This window comes from Burkholderia sp. B21-005, assembly GCF_020843965.1.
Lineage (GTDB): Bacteria > Pseudomonadota > Gammaproteobacteria > Burkholderiales > Burkholderiaceae > Burkholderia > Burkholderia ambifaria.
On the sequence record NZ_CP086303.1, the window covers coordinates 265,560 to 284,288 of the forward strand.

Below are 18,729 nucleotides of genomic sequence, written 5' to 3' on the forward strand. Positions count from 1 at the left end.
TCGATGACGGTCAGAACGGTTATTCGGTCACGGAGCGGGTGGATGGCATCGAGTCAGGGAACCGTCGATTTCATCGTCGAGCAGATGGCCTTGGCCGGCACGGTGTCGGCCCGCAAGATGTTCGGCGAATACGGGATCTACTGTGACGGCAAGATGGTCGCGCTGGTGTGCGACGACCGGTTGTTCGTCAAGCCGACGTCCGACGGGCGTGCGTTTGTCGGTGCCTGCGACGAAGCTTCACCGTATCCGGCAGCGAAGCCGCATCTCGTCATTGACGGCGACCGCTGGGACGACCGCGAATGGCTGTCGACGCTGATCCGGATCACCGCCGCGCAATTGCCGGTCCCGGTGAAGCGAGGCCGATAGCGGTCAGCATCTTCCGTGAAACAGGCGTGCCAACCCGCACGCCGCACTGGAGCACAAGAATGGAGACAACCCGACACTCGCAAGCCCCGCGATATGCTCGCCGCGCATGGCACGCGCTCGTCGCGGCGCTATGCGTCGGCTGGAGTGCGCTGTCGTTCGGCGCGGATGGTGCGGCGGCGCTGCTCGACCGCTATCACAGCCTCGGCGAGCAACTGAAGAACAACCCGTTCCACCGCCCGCTGTACCTCGAATCGTCCGAGGCGTCGTCATCGCTGAAGGGCGACATCTACGCGGTCGTCGACTATCCGTTCGCCGTCGTGAACGGCAAGCTCAACGATTCCGCGCAGGGCCCCGCCAACTGGTGCGCGGTGCTGATCCTGCATCTGAACACGAAGTATTGCCATGCATCGACCGGCAGCAACGGCCCGGTGCTCGACGTGAACCTCGGCCGCAAGATCGAGCAGAAGCTGTCGGATACCTATCGCGTGCAGTTCCGCTACGGCGTGGCCGCCGCGACGCCCGACTACTTCCAGGTCGACCTGACCGCCGACAGCGGCCCGATGGGCACGAAGGACTACCGGATCGCGCTGGAGGCCGTGCCGATCGGCGCATCGCGCACGTTCCTGCACCTCACGTATTCGTACGGCTTCGGCACGGTCGGCCGCATGGCGATGAAGACCTACCTCGCGACGGCCGGCAGCGACAAGGTCGGGTTCACGGTCGCGAGCGGCGCATCGACGGCGCAGCCGCAATACATCGGCGGCGTGCGCGGATTGCTGGAGCGCAACACGATGCGCTACTACCTCGCGATCGACACGTATCTGGCGACGCTCGACAAACCGCTCGACCAGCGCCTCGCGCGCTGGTTCGACGCCACCGAGCAGTACCCGCAGCAGCTGCACGAAGTCGAGCGGGGCGCGTATCTGCAGATGAAAGCGCAGGAGGTGCAGCGGCAGCAGGCGGCGCGATGACGCCGCCTGCCGCCGGGCTGCCCGGTGTCGATCAGTCGATCAGTTCGACGCGCCGCCGACCGTGCGAATGCTGTGCCACTGTCCCTGTTCGACGCGGAACAGCGTGTACGGCGGCTTGATCAGGTCGCCGCGCTCGTCGAACGAGATCTTCCCGGTCACGCCGGTGACCGACACCCCCGGCAGGCTCGCGACGATCTTGGCGCGGTCGACCGAACCGGCCTTGTGGACCGCCGCGATCATCGCGAGCGCCGCGTCGTACGCGAACGGCGCATAGAGCTCGACGTCCTGGTTGAAGCGCGCCTTGTAGCGCTGCGCGAACGCGATCGCGGACGGCAGCTTGTCGAGCGCCGGCCCCGGTTCTAGATCCTGCGTGCCTTCGCCCGCGGTGCCGGCGATCTTCAGGAACGCATTGCTCTTGAGCGCGCCGGCGCCGAACAGCTGCGCGCGGATGCCGAGCGAGCGCATCTGCTTGACGAGCATCGCACCCTGTTCGTCGAGGCCGCCGAAGAACAGTAGGTCGACGTTGTTGCTCTTCATCGTCGTCAGGATGCCGCGGAAATCGACGGCCTTGTCGTTCGTGTATTCGCGACCGACGACGCTGCCGTGCGCGTCCTTCACGCCTTTCTCGAATGCGTCGGCGAGCCCCTGGCCGAACGCGGTGCGGTCGTCGATGATGCCGATCCGCTTCGCCTTCAGCTGTTCGACCGCGAAGCGGCCGGCCACCACGCCGCCTACACCGTCGTGCCCCATCGTGCGGAACACGTTCTTGAAGCCTTGCATCGTCAGCTGAGGATTGGTCGAGCCTGGCGTGATCATCGCGATGTTCGCCTGCTTGTAGACAGCCGACGCGGGAATGCTGCAGCCCGAGTTGTAGTGGCCGATCACGCCGACCACGCCGTCGTCGACGAGCTTCTGCCCGACCTGGATCGCGATGCGCGGGTCGGCCTGGTCGTCCTGCACGTCGAGCACGAAGCGCACGGGCTTGCCGCCGACGGTCGGATGTTTCGCGTTCTCCTCGTCGAGCGCGAGTTGCGCGCCGTATTGGAGATCCTTGCCGACGCGCGCGACCGGCCCCGTCAGCGGGCCGGCGAAGCCGATCTTGATGGGTTCCGGGTCCGCGGCATGCGCGGACGCAGCGACCGTGCCGATCGAGCAGACGGCCAGCCATGCCAGCCAGTTACGACGATTCATGATGCCTCCTTGCAGGGGTGAAGGTTGCGGCGCGCGTCAGAATCGCGCGGCCCGGTAAGGTGCGAGGTCCAGCGGTGGCGCGCGTTGCGCGACGAGATCGGCGACGATCCGCCCGGTGATGCCGGCGAGCGTGACGCCGAGATGCTGGTGGCCGAATGCGTGGATCACGCGCTCGCTGCGCCGCGCGCGGCCGATCACGGGTACGCCGTCCGGCAGCGTCGGCCGAAAGCCGAGCCAGCTGCGCGTCGGCGTGCCGAGCGACGGCAGCGCTTCGCGCGCCGAACGCGTGAGCAGCGCGACCAGCGAGCGGTTCATACGGGCATCGAAGCCGCCCAGTTCAACCGTGCCGGCCGCGCGCAACCCTTCGTCGAGCGGCGTCATGTAGAACCCGCGCTCGGCCCAGCCGACCGGCCGCGTGACGATCCGCTCATGCGCGGCGAACTGCACGTGGTAGCCGCGCTCGGTATCGAGCGGCACGGTGTCGCCGCACGCGGCGGCGAACGCGCGCGAGCGGGCGCCGGCGGCAATCACCACATGATCGAAGATGTCCGCCGTACCGCCCGCATGCACGGCCACGCCGTCGCCGACGGGCTCGATCCGTTCGACCTGCGCGCGTTCGAGCGTCGCGCCGCCGCTTGCGAGGTGCGCGAACAGCGCGTCGAGAAATCCGCACGGATCGGAGAAATGCCAGCTTCCATGGAACAACACGCCGCGCGTGAAGATCGGCGCGAGTGCGGGCTCGAGCCGACGGATCGCGTCCGCGTCGAGCGTATCGAACGGCACGCCGAGCCGGCGTCGCAGCGCCAGCGACGGCTGCGCGGCGTCGAACGACGCCTGCCGTGCGTACAGATACAGGCATTCGCGCGGCCGCACGAATGCCGCAAGTCGCGTGGAAGCGAGCAGCGGCGCATAGCCGTCGGCGGCGCGCGACAGCAGCGCGGCCAGCGCGCCGGCGCTGCGTGCGTGACGCGCGGGCGTCGACGCGGCGAGGAATCGCGCGAGCCACGGCGCGCCGCGCAGCAGGTACGGCCAGCGGATGCGCAACGGGCTGTCGGCGGCGAACAGGAAGTGCGGCATGTCGCGGAACACGGACGGGCCGTTGACGGGCACGCAGCCATACGGCGCGAACGTCGCGGCGTTGCCGAACGATGCGCCGTGGCCGACCCCGGCCGGATCGAACAGCGTGACGCGATGCCCGTCGCGCTGCAGCCATGCCGCCGCGCCGAGCCCGATGAAACCTGCACCCACGATGGCGATGTTCGCCATGACGCCTCTCCTCCGGCACACCTGGTTCACACAAAGATGGGATTAAGAATCACACAGTAATTTTTTGTGTGCAATCAAAAATCGATTGTGTGGCGCTAGCGTTTACCCGATTCCAACCCGCTGATTCAACGACCTTTTCGGCAGATGTTTGATCGGAAGGGGATGTCGGATACAATCGCCGGACCGGTTTAAACGGCAGACAAACGCTTTTTGTGTGGGCACGGGCGATACATGGCAGCAGACAAAATTTCCGGAGAGCGAGACGACGGCGCGCCGGCGCAGGCGAAGCGGCCGACCTATGTCGAGGTATCGAGCTCGATCGAGGCGGAAATCCGCAACGGCATGTACCCGCCGGGTAGCCGCCTGCCGCCGCAGCGCCAGCTCGCGACCGAGCTCGGCATCAACGTGTCGACCGTGTCGCGTGCGTACAAGGAGTTGCAGCTGCGTGGCCTCGTGATCGGCAGCAAGCGGCGCGGCTCGCTCGTCACCGGCGGCGCGATGCCGAGCATCGAGCCGGCCCGGGCGTCGCTCGCGGCGGGCAACGGCGTGATCGACCTGACGGTGAACCGTCCGGCGACGGGCGAGTTCCTCGCGAACCTCGCACGGACGTTCGGTGAGCTGCCGGACGATCCGCGTTTCGCGTCGCTGCAGGAATACCAGCCGCCGCAGGGGCCCGACTGGGCACGCGCGGCCGGCGCGCAGTGGCTCGCCGCACCGGGCTTCGCGCCGTCGCGCGACCAGGTGGTCGTCACGAGCGGCGCGCAGCACGGGCTCTATGCGGTGCTGAACAGCCTGATCGGCACCGAGGGCGTGATCGTCGCCGACCGCCTCACGTATTACGGCCTGAAGGCGCTCGCGCCGGTGTTCCAGTTCGAGATCGTCAGCGCGCCGGCCGACGACGACGGCCTGCTGCCCGACGAGATCGAACGGATCTGCCAGCGCATGCCCGTCAAGGCGATCTTCGTCGTGCCGAACCTGCAGAACCCGACCGTGACGACGATGAGCCTCGCGCGCCGGATGGCGCTCGTCGATATCGCGCGGCGCCATCACGTGACGATCATCGAAGACGACGTATACGGGCCGCTCGTGCGCGACCGGCTGCCGGCGATCGCGGGGCTGTGCCCCGAGCTGACGTTTCATATCGGCGCGACGTCGAAGATTCTCGCGCCGGGGCTGCGCCTCGGCTACCTGAGCTGCCCGCGCGACAGCGTCGCGCTGTGCGCGGAAGCGGTGCGCACCACCGCATGGATGCCGGCGCCCACGTCGATGCTGATCGCCACGGTGTGGATCGAGGACGGCACCGCCGAGCGGATCATGGCCGCGCAACTCGCGGAGATTCGCGCGCGCGTCGATCTCGCGCGGGAGTTGCTGCCGGCCGGGCAACTGAAGTCCGATCCCGCCTGCATGTTCGTGTGGCTGCGGCTGCCGCCGCCATGGCGGGCCGACGACTTCGCCGCGAACGCGAAGGCGCGCGGCGTGATCGTGATGCCGTCGTCGACGTTCGCGGTCGATCGCGCGGAACTCGAGCACGGCGTGCGCATCAACCTCGCGTGCCCGGCCACGCGCGACGAACTCGTCAACGGGCTGCGAATCCTGTCCGGCACGCTGAAGGACCGGCCGCGCGCGCTGTTCGGTTCGATCTGACGGCACCCACTCAGTCGAGCAACCCCGCGACGACGTCGACGATCCGCTGCAGCAGCGCTTCGTCGTAAGGCAGCCACGGCACCGCGCGCAGCGGCGCCGGCGGCGGCGCGATCGCGGGTTCGACGGGCTCGCCGTCGCGCGTCACGCGTCCGGTCGCGCAATGCACCGCCCACGCGCCGACGCGCACATGGCGTTCATCGATCGTGATCCTCCCTTGCGCAACCGGTTTGGCGAACACGAGCGACAGCACGTGCCTGCGATGGCGTGCCATCACGCCCAATGGAAGATCCGACAACCGGTTCAGGCGGTGCCGGCGTTCCGTGTCGAGCGCGTGTTGGCGGACCGGGTCTGTCGTGAGCGCCGCGGCGGCCGCGCGCGTTGCGTCGTCGTCGAGCGCGAACGCGGCCACGCTGATGAGCAGGTCGACCGCGCGCGCCATTTCGGAGAAGACGACGCGATCGATCTCGCCGATCGGCACGGGCGCCCAGCGCCGTTCGTGCCGGCGCTCGACGTACAGCCGGCGCGACGTGCCGTGGCTTTCCGAACCGGGATAGAGCCGCGCGTCGACGAGGAAGGTGGCGCGCACGTCGCCGAATTCGCGGACTAGCCCGTCGTCGTATGCGCGGATCGACCAGCCTTCGCGGCGCGCGACGCCGAGCAGCGGCCGGCTCGACAGCACGTGACCTTCGAACATCGCGCAATCGCTGGCCGACGCGTCGTCATCGGCCGGCACGTAATACTCGCGGAAGGCCTGCCGGACCGGTTGCCGCAGCGAGCGGCCGACGATCGCGCGCTGCCACGCGAGCCGCTCGTCCGCGTCGGCCAGCAGCGGGTGCCAGAGCCGGATGTCGCTGTCGGCCGCGATGTCGCAGGCGTGGCCGGCCGCGTCGCGCGGCACGACCTTGCCCTCAGCGATCTCAGGCATGAACGACTGCGTCGCGCCATCGCGGCCGCGTGCCTGCCAGATCATCCGCGCGGAGAACGCGGCGCCGGCCGGCGCATTGATGAGCCGCTCGCGCCATTCGGCGTGGCCGAGCGACATCGGCTGCCAGAAGCCGGCTTCCATGCACGCGGCGAGCATCGCGAGCTGCTTCTTGTCGGGCTTCGCGTCGAGCGTCATCCGCAGCGCGGTGTGCGGCCGCTCGCCAAGCGCGCGTTCGGCCGGTTTCAGGTTGCGCGCGAGCTTCTTCTGCACGCCCGCATGACGCACGGCGGCGAGCGCGTCGCGCAGCGCACGCACGCTCTCGGGCGTCGGGATCGTCTCGACCGCGTGGCCGAGTGCGATCGCGAGCGACTGCGACGGCGCGGTCTTCGCGGCAGTCGGTGCGACGCACACGCCCGTCAGCAGCGGCCCGATCAGCGGGCGCAGCCAGGCTTCATCGCGATAGGCGGCCACGCGCGCGGCGCGCGCGACGACCTGCGCGTCGTCGGTCGTGAACGCGCGGTCGGCTTCGTAGGGCACGGTGCCGGCATGAAGCGCCGCGACCTGTCGCGCGGCTTCGGTCAGCGTGTCGCGCGCGAATGCGACGTACGCGGCGTCTTCCGCGAGCGTGACGGCCGGATCGCTGAAGTCGATCCACAGCCGCTTCGGCGCGAAATAGCCGTCGTGCGTCGCGGCCAGCGCGAGCAGCGCGGCCGCGCCGAGCTCGGGCAGCACGTCGAGTTCGCGCACGCGAAACGGCGAGCCGGCCAGCGCTGGCGCATACGCATCGCGTCGCGCCGAGAAGTCGCGGCGGCCGGCGAACCAGTCGAGCGCATACGCGCCATACGCGGACGCCGCGCGCATCCCGCCTTCCTCCGGTTCGGCGGCGATGCGGGCGAGTTCGGCCTGCAGCGCGGGCGACGGCAGCGCGTCCAGGCAGGGCAGATCCTCCAGCGCACGCTTCCATCCGCCGGCCGGAACGTCGCGGAACAGCTCGAGTGCCGCATCGGCGTCGACGAGCGGCGCGAGGCCGAGCGCATCGATCTGCTGGCGCAGCCAGCGCGCGAATTCGGCGCGCGGGTCGTCGTACGCGTGGTCGCGCTGCAGGATCTCGTGCTCGACGCGACGCAATGCCGGCCAGACCGCGCCGAGCGCACGCGCATCGAGCGCCGACAGGTCGATCGGCGTGCCGGTGAAGCGCGGATGGTCGGCCGTGCCGGTCAGCCGTGCGACCAGCAGCGCAACGAGGGCGCGATCAGTCATGCGCTTTCCCTGTCGATTGAGCCGTTCTGGCGCCATTTCCGTACTTGCCGGGCGGCGGGGGCTGCGTGGCCCGACCCGACTGCCTATTCGATCTGTATTGCATGGTCTGACTCCGGCAATGAAAACCGTGCGGGCGCATAGTATTGCACCCCAATTGCGGTAGCCGACAAAGGCCCGCGCGGCGGGCGTGCCGGGTGATCCGGCCGCGCTGCGCAAGCCGTCCGGCCGTTCGGCCATTTCATAAGATGTACAGTTTCCCCGCCATGCGCGATGCGCGCCGAACTGTACTCTTGTTCGCGTGATCGATGTGTGTACCCGTCGCCAACTGTTCTTCTCTTAACATTCGTCCATCAAGTGCACAGTGCCGCGGATCCCGTTGTAACGGAATCCTCCCGGCGCATCTTCAAAAGCGAGCCACTGCGATGGAAAAGGCAAAACCGGAGGGAGCAATCAGGCAGAACGGCAGCCCGGTCGGCGGGCAGAACACGCGCGTATCGGACGCGCACGGGACGGCGGCGCGCATGCGCAGGCCGGCGGGGAGCGCGCGATGAAGCTCTACGAAAAACTCGCGGACGACATCGAGCGTCTGATTCGCCAGGGCGTGTACCGGCACGGCGACCGGATTCCGTCGGTGCGGCAGGCGAGCCAGCAGCACCGGATCAGCATCACGACCGTGCTGCACGCATATCTGCTGCTCGAAAGCCGCGGGCTGCTGGAAAGCCGGCCGCAGTCGGGTTACTTCGTGAACCTGCGCCGCGACGACAACCACGCGCCGGTGCGTGAGCTGCGGCCGTCGAAGCCGATCGCGATCTCGTCGTCCGTCGACATGAGCCGGCTCGTCCTGTCGACGCTGCGCTCGATCGGCACCGACGACGCGGTGCCGCTCGGCTCGCCGTATCCGGACCCGAGCCTGTTTCCGTTCGAGAAGCTGAACCGTTATGCGTATGCAGCCGGCCGCGACAAGTCTCTGTGGGGCGTGACGGACGGGCTGCCGCCGGGCCATCCGCGCCTGATCCGGCAGATCGCACGGCGCTATCTGGAAAACGGGATGTCGGTCGATCCGAACGAGATCATCGTGACGGTCGGCGCGACGGAGGCGATCAATCTGTGCCTGCAGGCAGTCGCGAAACCGGGTGACACGATTGCGGTGGAGTCGCCAACGTTCTACGCGATGCTGCACGCGATCGAGCGGATGGGGATGAAGGCGATCGAGGTCGCGACGCACCCGGAATACGGAATCGACATCGCGGCGCTGGCGGCGATCGCGAAGTCGCAGCCGATCGCCGCGTGCATGGTGATGCCGAATTTCCAGAACCCGCTCGGCTTCCAGATGCCCGACGAGCGCAAGCGCGAACTGGTTGAATACGCAACGAAAACCGACATGCCGATCATCGAGAACGGCGTGTACAACGAACTGTATTTCGGCGAGTCGCATCCGAGCGCGCTGAAGTCCTATGACCGCACCGGGATCGTGCTGCACTGCTCATCGTTCTCGAAGAGCCTGACGGCCGCCTACCGGATCGGCTGGGCGTTGCCGGGGCGCTATCGGGATCAGGTCGAGAAGCTGAAGTTTCTGAACACGCTGGCGACGCCGTCGCTGCCGCAGCTCGCGATCGCCGAGTTTCTCGAACGCGACGGCTACGAGCATCACCTGCGGCGGATTCGCAAGGCGTATGCGCAGCAGGCGAACCTGATGCGTGCGATGGTGTCGCGGTTCTTCCCGGAAGGCACGCGCATCTCGAGCCCGGCGGGCGGATACGTGCTGTGGGTCGAGTTGCCGGCACAGGTCGACGCGATGCGCCTGTACCAGCTCGCGCTGGAGCAGGGCATCACGATCGGACCCGGCTACATGTTCTCGATCACGGACAACTACCGGAACTTCATCCGGCTGAACTACAGCAGCCCGTGGTCGCCGGAGATCGAGCAGGCGGTGATCGCGGTCGGGAAGCTCGCGGCATCGTGCATGCAGTCGTGAAGCGAAGGCCGGTGCGCGTCGCACGCACCGGCCTGTCCGATGCCGGCGCGCGCCGCGCTCAGCCGGCCTTCGCACGCAAATACTCCGACACGCGCGCGAGCCCTTGTTCGAGCACCGTCCGGTTGTTGGCGTAACCGATCCGCACATAGCCTTCCATGTCGAGTGCGCTGCCCGGCGTGAACATCACGCCGGTTGCCTCGATCAGCTCCGTGCAGAACGCGCGCGACGGCATGTCGAACGCATACTTGAGCAGCGCCGTCGTGCCCGACTTCGGCTTGACCCAGGAAATCGCCGGCTCGCGTTCGACCCATGCTTCGAGAATCGCGAGGTTGGTGCGCGTGATGTCGTGACTGCGCTTCAGGATCACGTCGCGGTGCTCGAGCGCGAGCGTCGCGAGATAGTCGTCGATCATCCCGACGCTGATCGTGTTGTAGTCGCGATGGACGCTCACCGCGTGGATCAGCTCGACCGGCCCGGCGATCCAGCCGAGACGCAGCCCGGCGAGCGAGTACGTCTTCGACATGCTCGCCGTGCTGATCCCGCGTTCGTACAGGTCGGCAATCGATGCGCTGTAGCCGCTGCCGGCCTGGTCGGTGCCGCGATAGACCTCGTCGCACAGCACGTACGCGCCGCAGCGTTTCGCGATCTCGACGATCTTGCCGAGCAGCGCTTCGTCCATCAGCGAGCCGGTCGGGTTGTTCGGGTTGTTGATCGCGATCAGGCGCGTCTTGTCGTCGACGAGGGACGCGAGTGCGTCGAGATCGGGCAGGAACCCGTTTTCCTCGCGCAGCTTCAGCACTTTCACGTTCGCGCCGTAGCTTTCCGGAATCGAGTAGTGCTGCTGGTAGGTCGGCAACACCGACACGACCGTATCGCCCGGTTCGACCAGCGTTTCATAGATGAGCGCGTTGCCGCCGATCGCGCCGTGCGTGACGATCACGTTGGCGGCCGACTGGCGCGCGTAGGTCGACGCGATCGCTTCGCGCAGGCGCGGCGTGCCTTCGATCGCGCCATACGTGAGCTTCATCGGCCGCAGCTCGTCGAGCAGCGTGTCCTGCCTGCCGGTCATCGTCAGCAGCTGATCGACGGTCAGCGATTCGACGCACGTTTCCGCGAGGTTGTACGTACAGCGGTTCTCGTATAGATCCATCCAGCGTTCGACGCCGAATTCCTTGATCTTCATGGTCGTTCCTTTCTCGGTTGGGGTGGCGCGGCAGGCGGCCGCGTACAGATTGAAACGGGCAGGCTCGTCGCGATCGCGGGCTACCTGACGATGATGTCGCGCTTGAAATAGTGGACCGACAGGCGGCTCAGCGTACCGTCCTTCTTCAATGCGTCGAGTGCGGCGGACACCTTGCCGCGCAGTTCGGCGTCCTGCTTGCGGAACGCCATCCCGACACCTTCGCCGAGCGTCGCGGGGTCGCGGATCGGCTCGCCGAGGATCGCGAACGCGCGGCCTTCAGGCTTGTCGAGGAAACCTTCCTGCGCGGTTTGCGATTCCTGCACGGCGGCGTCGAGGCGCCCGGATGCGAGATCGGCGTAGACGAGATTCTGATCCGAATACGACGTGATCGTGACGCCGCGCGGCTCCCAGTTGTGCTTCAGAAAATCCTCCTGCGCGGATGCCTGCAGCACGCCGATGTGCTTGCCCTTCAGGCGCGCGGGATCCGGCAACAATCCGGAGTCCTTGCGGGCGACGAACACCATCGGCACCGCATAGACCGGCGACGTGAAGTCGACGATCTGCTTGCGCTTCTGCGTGATGTTCATCGCCGAATTGACCATGTCGAACTTGCGTGCGTGCAGCGCCGGCAACAGGCCGTCATAGACGTTCTCGACCCACACGCACCGGACCTTCATCTTCGCGCAAATGGCGTTGCCGATGTCGATGTCGAAGCCCTGGAGCTGCCCGGACGCGGTCTTGCTTTCGAACGGCGGATACGCGGCTTCGATGCCGATCCTGAGCGTTGCGGCGTTATCCGCGAACGCTAGTCCGGACAGGCCCGTGGACAACGCGACTGCGACGACCAGATGCTTGAGGTTCATGCGAACTCCAATAAGGGTGAAAGGAGGACCGTCGCCCGTGGCCGGCCGGGGGCCGTGAAATCTGCTGCGGCGCACCGTAAAGCGGGACAGGTCGTCCATGACGGACGGTGCTGCCAAGTATCTTCTTTCAGAAACATATTGTCCATAGTAGACTAAAAATCTAGGTAATTTGGACGGTGTGACGAGGGCATCGACGCGCATCAAGCCGGTCGGCGGCGAGCCGCGAAGCGCGCGTTCGGGCCTCTCGTGACTGCGCACCGGAATCCGTTCGAGGAGACAGCAGGTGACCTATCAACGTATCGAACTGCCTTTGCCGTCGCCGGCACCGGGTGTCGCGCTTCATCTGAGCGCACACCGTTTCGGCAATCCCGACGCCGGGCGCAACCTGTATCTGCAGGCCGGGTTGCACGCGGACGAACATCCGGGGCTGCTCGTGCTCCAGCACCTGCTCGACGCATTGCACGAGCTCGATCGCGCGGGACGCATCGCCGGGGCCGTCACGGTCGTGCCGTATGCGAACCCGATCGGGCTGTCGCAGCGCCTGTTCGGGCCGGTCGTCGGGCGCTTCAATTTCGAGAACGGCGAGAACTTCAATCGCAATTTCCCGTTGCTGGACCGCGCGGTCGCGCAGCGTCTCGACGCGCCGGAGGCACGCGACATGACGCGGCAGGACTGGAAGCGGTTGTTCCGCGAGCTGCTCGGCGCGCGCAGCGAACTGACGCCGGCGGCCGCGATGAAGCTCGCGTTGGCGAGACTGGCGGTCGATCACGACATCGTTCTCGACCTGCATTGCGACACCGACGCGATCGCGCACGTCTACGCATCGACGTTGCAGCGCACGCGGGCCGAGACGGTTGCACGGATGATCGGCGCGCCGGTGGTCATGCTGGAGCCGCACGGCACCGGCGGCGGCGCGTTTGACCAGACGCATTCGAGCGCGTGGGGCGCGCTGCAACAGGCCGGCATCTTCGACGAAGCGCAGGGCGGCTTCTCGGCGACGATCGAGCTGCGCGGCCAGACCGACGTCGACGATGCGCTGGCGCGGCGCGACGCGCGCAACCTGTTGCGCTTCGCGCACGCCGAAGGAATCCTGTCGCTGCCGGAAACCGGTGATGGCGAAGAGGGGCCGGACGTCGTGCCTGCCGTGTTGCCGCTGCAGGGTGCCGCCCATGTGCGGTGTCCGTGTGCGGGCGTGATCGCCTATCGGCGCGCACCGGGCGAGCGCATCGCCGCGGGCGAGACGTTCGCGGAAGTCGTGCGTCTCGACGGCGACGGGATCAACGCGCGCATGCCGGTGGTCAGCCCGATCGACGGTGTGATGGTCGTGCGGCAACTGCAGAAGCTGGTGCGGCCCGGGCAGCGCGCGGCGCTGATCGCCGGCGACACCGCGCTCGCGGAACGGGATCCCGGGCATCTGCTGCTCGATTTCTGAGATCGGCCACACGTATCGTATCGATCCGACGACAGGAGTGCCGGATGGAACAGCTGGAAATCCCGCTGCCGGGAACGGCGCCGGGCATGCGCATCGCGTTGCGCGAATACACGTTCGGCCCCGCGGGCGCCGCGCGCTCGCTCTACGTTCAGGCCGCGCTGCACGCCGGGGAGGTGCCGGGGCTGCTGGTCATCCAGCATCTGCTTGAACGGCTCGCTGCGCTCGAGCGTACCGGCATGCTGGGCGGGCGCGTGGCCGTCATGACGTGGGCCAATCCGATCGGCATGCAGCAGTGCATCGGCGGCGCGCTGACCGGGCGTTTCGATTGTGCGGGCAGCGGCAATTTCGATCGGCGCTTTCCGGACATGCGGGCCGCGGTCGCGCGGCGGATCGCGGCGGGCGACGTGCCGCGCAGCGTGCGGGACGCGAAGGCATGGCTGACGGCGTTATCGGCGCCGCCGGCTGACGCCGCTGATCCGGTCGCCTATCTGAAGGCGATGCTGCTGCATCGCGCATTCGCGCACGACATCGCGCTCGACCTGCATTGCGACAAGACGGCGGTGATGCACGTGTACGGCAACTGGGCGCACGAGGCGCGCGCGACGGCGTTGGCGCGCTGCCTGGATGCGCCGATACTGCTGCTCGAGGAACATGCGGGTGGCGGTACGTTCGACCAGGCGTTTCACGATGCGTGGGCGCAATTGCGCAAGCGCGGCGTGCCGGGTTGGCGCGACGATGAAGCGGGGCCGGGTTTTTCGGCGGTCGTCGAACTGCGCGGGCAGCGCGACGTATCCGATGCGCTCGCTCGCGGCGATGCGGACGGGTTGATCGAGTTCCTGCGAACCGAGGCGATCGTCGCCGATCGCAGTGCGACGCTTGCGCATGCCGCGCCGGCCGTGGCCGCGCTGGAGGCGGTTGATCACGTGAAGGCCGATCGTACCGGCATCGTGTGCTGGAAGGTGCCCGTGGGCGGGCACGTCGACGCCGATGCGGTGATCGCGGAAATCGTCGATGCGGCAGCGGACGGCGCGCAGCATCGCGTGGCGGTGCGCTCACGCACATCGGGGATGCTGGTGGCGAGGATGCATGTGCCCTTCGTGCTGGCCGGGCAGCGCATCGCTATGATTGCCGGCCGCGATGCGATACCGGGGCGGGTGAGCGGGGCGCTGTTGCCGGATTGACGTTGGGTCGGCAGCTCGCCGCTCAGCGACTGCCGCGCGCGACGGCCAGCATCACCCCGAAGCCGACGAGCAAGACACCGAAGGTGCGATCGATCCAGTGACGTAACGACAACAAGCGATCGCGGACGGCGTCGGCGGAGAAACAGACCGCGACCAGACTGAACCACCCTGCATGCGCCAGCGCGATGAACAGGCCATAGCCGATCTGCACGTGCAACGGCGTGTCCGGGCTGACGGCCTGCATGAACAGGCTGACGATGAACACGGTGGTTTTCGGATTCAATGCGTTGGTCAGAAAGCCGGTGCGCAGCGCCGCGAGATCGGACAGCGGTGCGACATGCATCGCGGGCCGGCCATCGGCTGGCCTGGCCGCGAGCATCTTCGCGCCGAGATAGATCAGGTAGATCGCGCCGACGAGCTTGACGGCATTGAAAAGCCACAGCGATTGACGGATCAGCAGGCCCACGCCGAGCAGCGTGTAGCTGACGTGAACCGTCACGCCGAGTCCGATCCCGCATGCCGTGAGCAAGCCCGATCGGCGCGACAGCATCAGGCTGTTGCGCGTGACCATCGCGAAATCCGGCCCCGGGCTGATGACGGCCAGCATAGTGATGGTGACTACGACTATCCATTCCGTCATTGCATCGTCCTTTCGGTTTTCTTCGTGATGCGCCAATATTACGAATCACGGTGCATCAGGAAAAACGATGATTTCTGACCACGATGGTGAGTATGACTCACATAGTTTTCGATCCAACCTGCCGTCGTTGATAGCCCTGCGCTGCTTCGAAGCGGCGGCGCGCCACGAGCATTTCAGCCGTGCGGCCGACGAACTGCACCTGACGCACGGCGCCGTCAGTCGCGCGGTGCGTCTGCTCGAGGACGATCTGGGCGTAGCGTTGTTCGAGCGGCGCAGTCGCCGCGTCTTTCTGACCGATGCGGGCCGCAAGCTGGCGCAGGCCGTCCATGACGGTCTGCACTTGATGAGGCAGGCTGCAAACGAGCTAAGGACCGACGCGGCCCGTGCGCAGCGTTGGGTGCTGTCGTGCGAGCCGACGCTGTTGATGCGCTGGCTGATGCCGCGCTGGCCGGATTTCCAGGCGGCATACCCGGGCGTCGAGATTCATCTCGCGGCGGCGGGCGGCCCGTTCTCGTTCGACAACGGCATCGACATGGCGATTCGGCGGGATGACTTTACGTGGCCCGCCGGCTATCACGCGGCGAGACTGTTCGCGGAGAAGGTCGGTCCGGTATGCCGGCCCGACAAGGTAGATCCGTGGTTTTCCGACAGTCGCGATGGCCACGCGTTGAAGCGGGGCGCGCCGCGACTGCATACGCGCACGCGGCCGGACGCATGGAAGGAATGGGCGGCGGCCGCGCATCAACCGGCGGGCAGCGGACGCGGGCAGATGTTCGACCATTTCTATTTCAGCCTTCAGGCGGCCGTCGCGGGGCTGGGTGTCGCGATCGGCCCGTGGCACCTCGTTCGCGACGACCTCGCAAGCGGGGTCCTGGTCGCGCCGATGGGTTTCGTCGAAGACGGCTCGCACTATTGCCTGCTGACGCCGGAGCCGGTAAAGGACGGAAGCGCGCAGTCGGCTCTGCTCGACTGGCTGAGGACGATGGCCTGACGCGTGCGCCGGGTCGCTGCGCGACGTCGGCGACATCCAAAAAAAATGGCGCCGCAGGCATTCAGCCCGCGGCGCCATTGCGTGTCGCTGCGGCGGGTGCGACCCGCCGCAGCTCGACCGCATGCTTAGATCTGCACGGTGTCGGCGACTTCCTTGAAGTCTTCGATCTGGTCGAAGTTCATGTACTTGTAGATCTTGTCGCCGTCCGCGGTGAGCACGCCCATGTCGGCCATGTACTCTTCCTTGGTCGGGATCCGGCCCAGACGCGAGCAGATCGCCGCCAGTTCCGCCGAGCCGAGGTACACGTTCGTGTTCTTGCCCAGGCGGTTCGGGAAGTTGCGGGTCGACGTCGACATCACCGTCGCGCCTTCGCGCACCTGTGCCTGGTTGCCCATGCACAGCGAGCAGCCCGGCATTTCGGTGCGGGCGCCGGCCGTGCCGAACACGCCGTAGTGACCTTCTTCCGTCAACTGCTTCTGGTCCATCTTGGTCGGCGGGGCGACCCACAGCTTGACCGGGATGTCGCGCTTGCCTTCCAGCAGCTTCGACGCGGCACGGAAGTGACCGATGTTGGTCATGCACGAGCCGATGAACACTTCGTCGATCGTGGCGCCGGCGACGTCGGACAGCGTCTTCACGTCGTCCGGGTCGTTCGGGCACGCAACGATCGGCTCGTGGATGTCGGCCAGGTCGATCTCGATGACGGCCGCGTATTCGGCGTCGGCATCCGGCGACAGCAGTTGCGGGTCGGCCAGCCACTGCTCCATCGCCGCGATACGGCGCTGCAGGCTGCGCGGATCCTGATAGCCCTGCGCGATCATCCACTTGAGCAGCGTGATGTTGCTGTTCAGGTACTCGATGATCGGTTCCTTGTTCAGGTGCACCGAGCAACCGGCGGCCGAACGCTCGGCCGACGCATCCGACAGCTCGAACGCTTGCTCGACCTTCAGGTCGGGCAGGCCTTCGATTTCGAGAATGCGGCCCGAGAAGATGTTCTTCTTGCCTTGCTTGGCGACCGTCAGCATGCCCTGCTTGATCGCGTACAGCGGAATCGCGTTGACCAGGTCACGCAGCGTGACGCCCGGCTGCATCTTGCCCTTGAAGCGGACCAGCACCGATTCCGGCATGTCCAGCGGCATCGTGCCGGTGGCGGCCGCGAACGCGACCAGGCCCGAGCCTGCCGGGAAGCTGATGCCGATCGGGAAGCGCGTGTGCGAGTCGCCGCCGGTGCCGACGGTGTCGGGCAGCAGCATGCGGTTCAGCCACGAGTGGATCACGCCGTCGCCCGGGCGCAGCGCGATGCCGCCACGCGTGCTGATGAAGTTCGGCAGCGTCTGGTGCGTCTTCACGTCCACCGGCTTCGGATAGGCGGCGGTGTGGCAGAACGACTGCATCACGAGGTCGGCCGAGAAGCCGAGGCACGCCAGATCCTTCAGTTCGTCGCGGGTCATCGGGCCCGTGGTGTCCTGCGAGCCGACCGAGGTCATCTTCGGTTCGCAGTACGTGCCCGGACGCACGCCCTGGCCTTCCGGCAGACCGCATGCGCGGCCGACCATCTTCTGCGCGAGCGAGAAGCCCTTGCCGCTGTCGGCCGGCTGGTGCGGCAGGCGGAACAGCGTCGACGGTGCGAGGCCCAGCGCTTCACGCGCCTTCGCGGTCAGGCCGCGGCCGATGATCAGCGGAATGCGGCCGCCGGCGCGCACTTCGTCGAACAGCACGTCGGACTTGACCTGGAATTCGGCGATCACGTTGCCGTCCTTCAGTGCCTTGCCTTCGTACGGGCGCAGTTCGACCACGTCGCCCATTTCCATCTGCGACACGTCGAGTTCGATCGGCAGCGCGCCGGCGTCTTCCATCGTGTTGTAGAAGATCGGGGCGATCTTGCCGCCGAGGCACACGCCGCCGAAGCGCTTGTTCGGGACGAACGGGATGTCTTCGCCGGTGAACCACAGCACCGAGTTGGTGGCCGACTTGCGCGAGGAGCCGGTGCCGACCACGTCGCCGACGTAGGCGACCAGGTGACCCTTTTCCTTCAGCGATTCGATGAACTTGACCGGGCCGCGCTTGCCGTCTTCTTCCGGCGTGATGCCGGGGCGGGCGTTCTTCAGCATCGCGAGCGCGTGCATCGGGATGTCCGGGCGGGTGGTGGCGTCCGGCGCCGGCGACAGGTCGTCGGTGTTGGTTTCGCCCGTGACCTTGAACACCGTGATGGTCAGGCTTTCCGGCACTTCCGGACGGCTCGTGAACCATTCGGCGTCGGCCCAGCTCTGCAGCACGGCCTTCGCGTGGGCGTTGCCCTTGTCGGCGAGTTCCTTCACGTCATGGAACTGGTCGAACATCAGCAGGGTTTTCTTCAGCGCGTCGGCCGCGACGGCCGCGACGGCGTCGTCCGACAGCAGCTCGATCAGCGGCTGGATGTTGTAGCCGCCGAGCATCGTGCCGAGCAGTTCGGTCGCGCGCTCGCGCGAGATCAGCGGGCAGGCCGTCTCGCCCTTCGCGACGGCGCCCAGGAAGCCGGCCTTCACGCGGGCGGCTTCGTCGACGCCGGCGGGGACGCGGTGGGTGATCAGGTCGACTAGCGTCTGCTCTTCGCCTGCGGGCGGGTTCGCCAGCAGTTCCACCAGCTCGGCGGTTTGCTGAGCCGTCAGCGGCAGGGGGGGAATACCGAGCGCGGCGCGGGCGGCCACGTGAGCACGAAAGTTTTCAAGCATGGGGGGACCTGCTGAGATTGCGTTTCAGGGGAAGGGCTTTCCAGGCACGCCGAGGCTGCTGTTCCGGACACTGCTTCACTGCTTTCGACCGGATTCTAATCGCAATCGGGTCAGGCGTCAAATGTCTTAT

Annotated in this window: 14 protein-coding genes; 7 read left to right on the forward strand and 7 right to left on the reverse strand. The window is 67.1% G+C overall.

All coding sequences use genetic code 11. The annotated features are described in order from the left end of the window. Window positions 1-42: 42 nt before the first annotated feature. Together LMA02_RS31720 and LMA02_RS31725 are read left to right on the forward strand one after the other, a co-directional pair. On the forward strand, window positions 43-366 hold the full coding sequence (locus LMA02_RS31720) for a TfoX/Sxy family protein (RefSeq protein WP_228910889.1): 324 nt from the start codon (window positions 43-45) through the stop codon (window positions 364-366). 59 nt (window positions 367-425) lie between these two features. Continuing rightward, window positions 426-1,337, forward strand: coding sequence for a hypothetical protein (locus LMA02_RS31725; protein WP_228910637.1), 912 nt, complete (start codon window positions 426-428; stop codon window positions 1,335-1,337). Window positions 1,338-1,376: 39 nt separating this feature from the next. Here LMA02_RS31725 and LMA02_RS31730 read toward each other — a convergent pair whose 3' ends face one another. Both LMA02_RS31730 and LMA02_RS31735 read right to left on the reverse strand, forming a co-directional pair. Beyond that, the gene (locus LMA02_RS31730) at window positions 1,377-2,528 is read right to left on the reverse strand and encodes a branched-chain amino acid ABC transporter substrate-binding protein (protein ID WP_228910638.1); all 1,152 of its coding nucleotides are present in this window, start codon (window positions 2,526-2,528) and stop codon (window positions 1,377-1,379) included. 36 nt (window positions 2,529-2,564) lie between these two features. Beyond that, window positions 2,565-3,794: an NAD(P)/FAD-dependent oxidoreductase gene (locus LMA02_RS31735; RefSeq protein WP_228910639.1), complete on the reverse strand. Its 1,230-nt coding sequence runs from the start codon at window positions 3,792-3,794 to the stop codon at window positions 2,565-2,567. A gap of 231 nt (window positions 3,795-4,025) precedes the next feature. Between LMA02_RS31735 and LMA02_RS31740 the strand changes: the two genes are divergently transcribed. Further along, entirely contained in the window at window positions 4,026-5,438 is a 1,413-nt protein-coding gene (locus LMA02_RS31740; protein WP_228910640.1) for a PLP-dependent aminotransferase family protein, read from the forward strand. Between the two features lie 10 nt (window positions 5,439-5,448). Here LMA02_RS31740 and LMA02_RS31745 read toward each other — a convergent pair whose 3' ends face one another. Continuing rightward, window positions 5,449-7,623 carry a DUF4132 domain-containing protein gene (locus LMA02_RS31745; RefSeq protein WP_228910641.1) on the reverse strand — a complete coding sequence of 725 codons (2,175 nt, stop codon included), beginning with the start codon at window positions 7,621-7,623 and terminating at the stop codon, window positions 5,449-5,451. A gap of 547 nt (window positions 7,624-8,170) precedes the next feature. Between LMA02_RS31745 and LMA02_RS31750 the strand changes: the two genes are divergently transcribed. Beyond that, a complete protein-coding gene (locus LMA02_RS31750) occupies window positions 8,171-9,598 on the forward strand; it encodes a PLP-dependent aminotransferase family protein (RefSeq protein ID WP_228910642.1) in 1,428 nt (475 codons plus the stop codon). A 58-nt stretch (window positions 9,599-9,656) separates the two neighbouring features. On the opposite strand, the gene LMA02_RS31755 is transcribed toward LMA02_RS31750, so the two are convergent. Next, window positions 9,657-10,781, reverse strand: a complete 1,125-nt coding sequence (locus LMA02_RS31755) for an aminotransferase (RefSeq protein ID WP_228910643.1) — start codon at window positions 10,779-10,781, stop codon at window positions 9,657-9,659. 80 nt (window positions 10,782-10,861) lie between these two features. Continuing rightward, window positions 10,862-11,644, reverse strand: a complete 783-nt coding sequence (locus LMA02_RS31760) for an ABC transporter substrate-binding protein (RefSeq protein WP_228910644.1) — start codon at window positions 11,642-11,644, stop codon at window positions 10,862-10,864. A 283-nt stretch (window positions 11,645-11,927) separates the two neighbouring features. On the opposite strand from LMA02_RS31760, the gene LMA02_RS31765 reads away from it, so the two are divergent. Together LMA02_RS31765 and LMA02_RS31770 are read left to right on the forward strand one after the other, a co-directional pair. Continuing rightward, on the forward strand, window positions 11,928-13,076 hold the full coding sequence (locus LMA02_RS31765) for a succinylglutamate desuccinylase/aspartoacylase family protein (RefSeq protein WP_228910645.1): 1,149 nt from the start codon (window positions 11,928-11,930) through the stop codon (window positions 13,074-13,076). A 44-nt stretch (window positions 13,077-13,120) separates the two neighbouring features. Beyond that, a complete protein-coding gene (locus LMA02_RS31770) occupies window positions 13,121-14,257 on the forward strand; it encodes a succinylglutamate desuccinylase/aspartoacylase family protein (RefSeq protein ID WP_228910646.1) in 1,137 nt (378 codons plus the stop codon). Between the two features lie 22 nt (window positions 14,258-14,279). On the opposite strand, the gene LMA02_RS31775 is transcribed toward LMA02_RS31770, so the two are convergent. Continuing rightward, window positions 14,280-14,897 (reverse strand): LysE family translocator, encoded by a 618-nt coding sequence (locus LMA02_RS31775; protein ID WP_228910647.1) that lies wholly within the window; start codon window positions 14,895-14,897, stop codon window positions 14,280-14,282. 67 nt (window positions 14,898-14,964) lie between these two features. On the opposite strand from LMA02_RS31775, the gene LMA02_RS31780 reads away from it, so the two are divergent. After that, on the forward strand, window positions 14,965-15,888 hold the full coding sequence (locus tag LMA02_RS31780) for a LysR family transcriptional regulator (protein ID WP_228910648.1): 924 nt from the start codon (window positions 14,965-14,967) through the stop codon (window positions 15,886-15,888). Between the two features lie 125 nt (window positions 15,889-16,013). Here the strand turns inward: LMA02_RS31780 and acnB are convergent, their stop codons facing one another. Continuing rightward, window positions 16,014-18,599, reverse strand: a complete 2,586-nt coding sequence (acnB, locus tag LMA02_RS31785) for a bifunctional aconitate hydratase 2/2-methylisocitrate dehydratase (protein ID WP_228910649.1) — start codon at window positions 18,597-18,599, stop codon at window positions 16,014-16,016. Window positions 18,600-18,729: the final 130 nt, after the last annotated feature.

Excerpts from the sequence above, each read along its gene's own strand:
- LMA02_RS31720 (WP_228910889.1), top strand. The coding sequence starts at position 43 with ATGGCATCGAGTCAGGGAACCGTCGATTTCATCGTCGAGCAGATGGCC.
- LMA02_RS31725 (WP_228910637.1), top strand. The coding sequence starts at position 426 with ATGGAGACAACCCGACACTCGCAAGCCCCGCGATATGCTCGCCGCGCA.
- LMA02_RS31730 (WP_228910638.1), bottom strand. The coding sequence starts at position 2,528 with ATGAATCGTCGTAACTGGCTGGCATGGCTGGCCGTCTGCTCGATCGGC.
- LMA02_RS31735 (WP_228910639.1), bottom strand. The coding sequence starts at position 3,794 with ATGGCGAACATCGCCATCGTGGGTGCAGGTTTCATCGGGCTCGGCGCG.
- LMA02_RS31740 (WP_228910640.1), top strand. The coding sequence starts at position 4,026 with ATGGCAGCAGACAAAATTTCCGGAGAGCGAGACGACGGCGCGCCGGCG.
- LMA02_RS31745 (WP_228910641.1), bottom strand. The coding sequence starts at position 7,623 with ATGACTGATCGCGCCCTCGTTGCGCTGCTGGTCGCACGGCTGACCGGC.
- LMA02_RS31750 (WP_228910642.1), top strand. The coding sequence starts at position 8,171 with ATGAAGCTCTACGAAAAACTCGCGGACGACATCGAGCGTCTGATTCGC.
- LMA02_RS31755 (WP_228910643.1), bottom strand. The coding sequence starts at position 10,781 with ATGAAGATCAAGGAATTCGGCGTCGAACGCTGGATGGATCTATACGAG.
- LMA02_RS31760 (WP_228910644.1), bottom strand. The coding sequence starts at position 11,644 with ATGAACCTCAAGCATCTGGTCGTCGCAGTCGCGTTGTCCACGGGCCTG.
- LMA02_RS31770 (WP_228910646.1), top strand. The coding sequence starts at position 13,121 with ATGGAACAGCTGGAAATCCCGCTGCCGGGAACGGCGCCGGGCATGCGC.
- LMA02_RS31775 (WP_228910647.1), bottom strand. The coding sequence starts at position 14,897 with ATGACGGAATGGATAGTCGTAGTCACCATCACTATGCTGGCCGTCATC.
- LMA02_RS31780 (WP_228910648.1), top strand. The coding sequence starts at position 14,965 with ATGATTTCTGACCACGATGGTGAGTATGACTCACATAGTTTTCGATCC.
- acnB (WP_228910649.1), bottom strand. The coding sequence starts at position 18,599 with ATGCTTGAAAACTTTCGTGCTCACGTGGCCGCCCGCGCCGCGCTCGGT.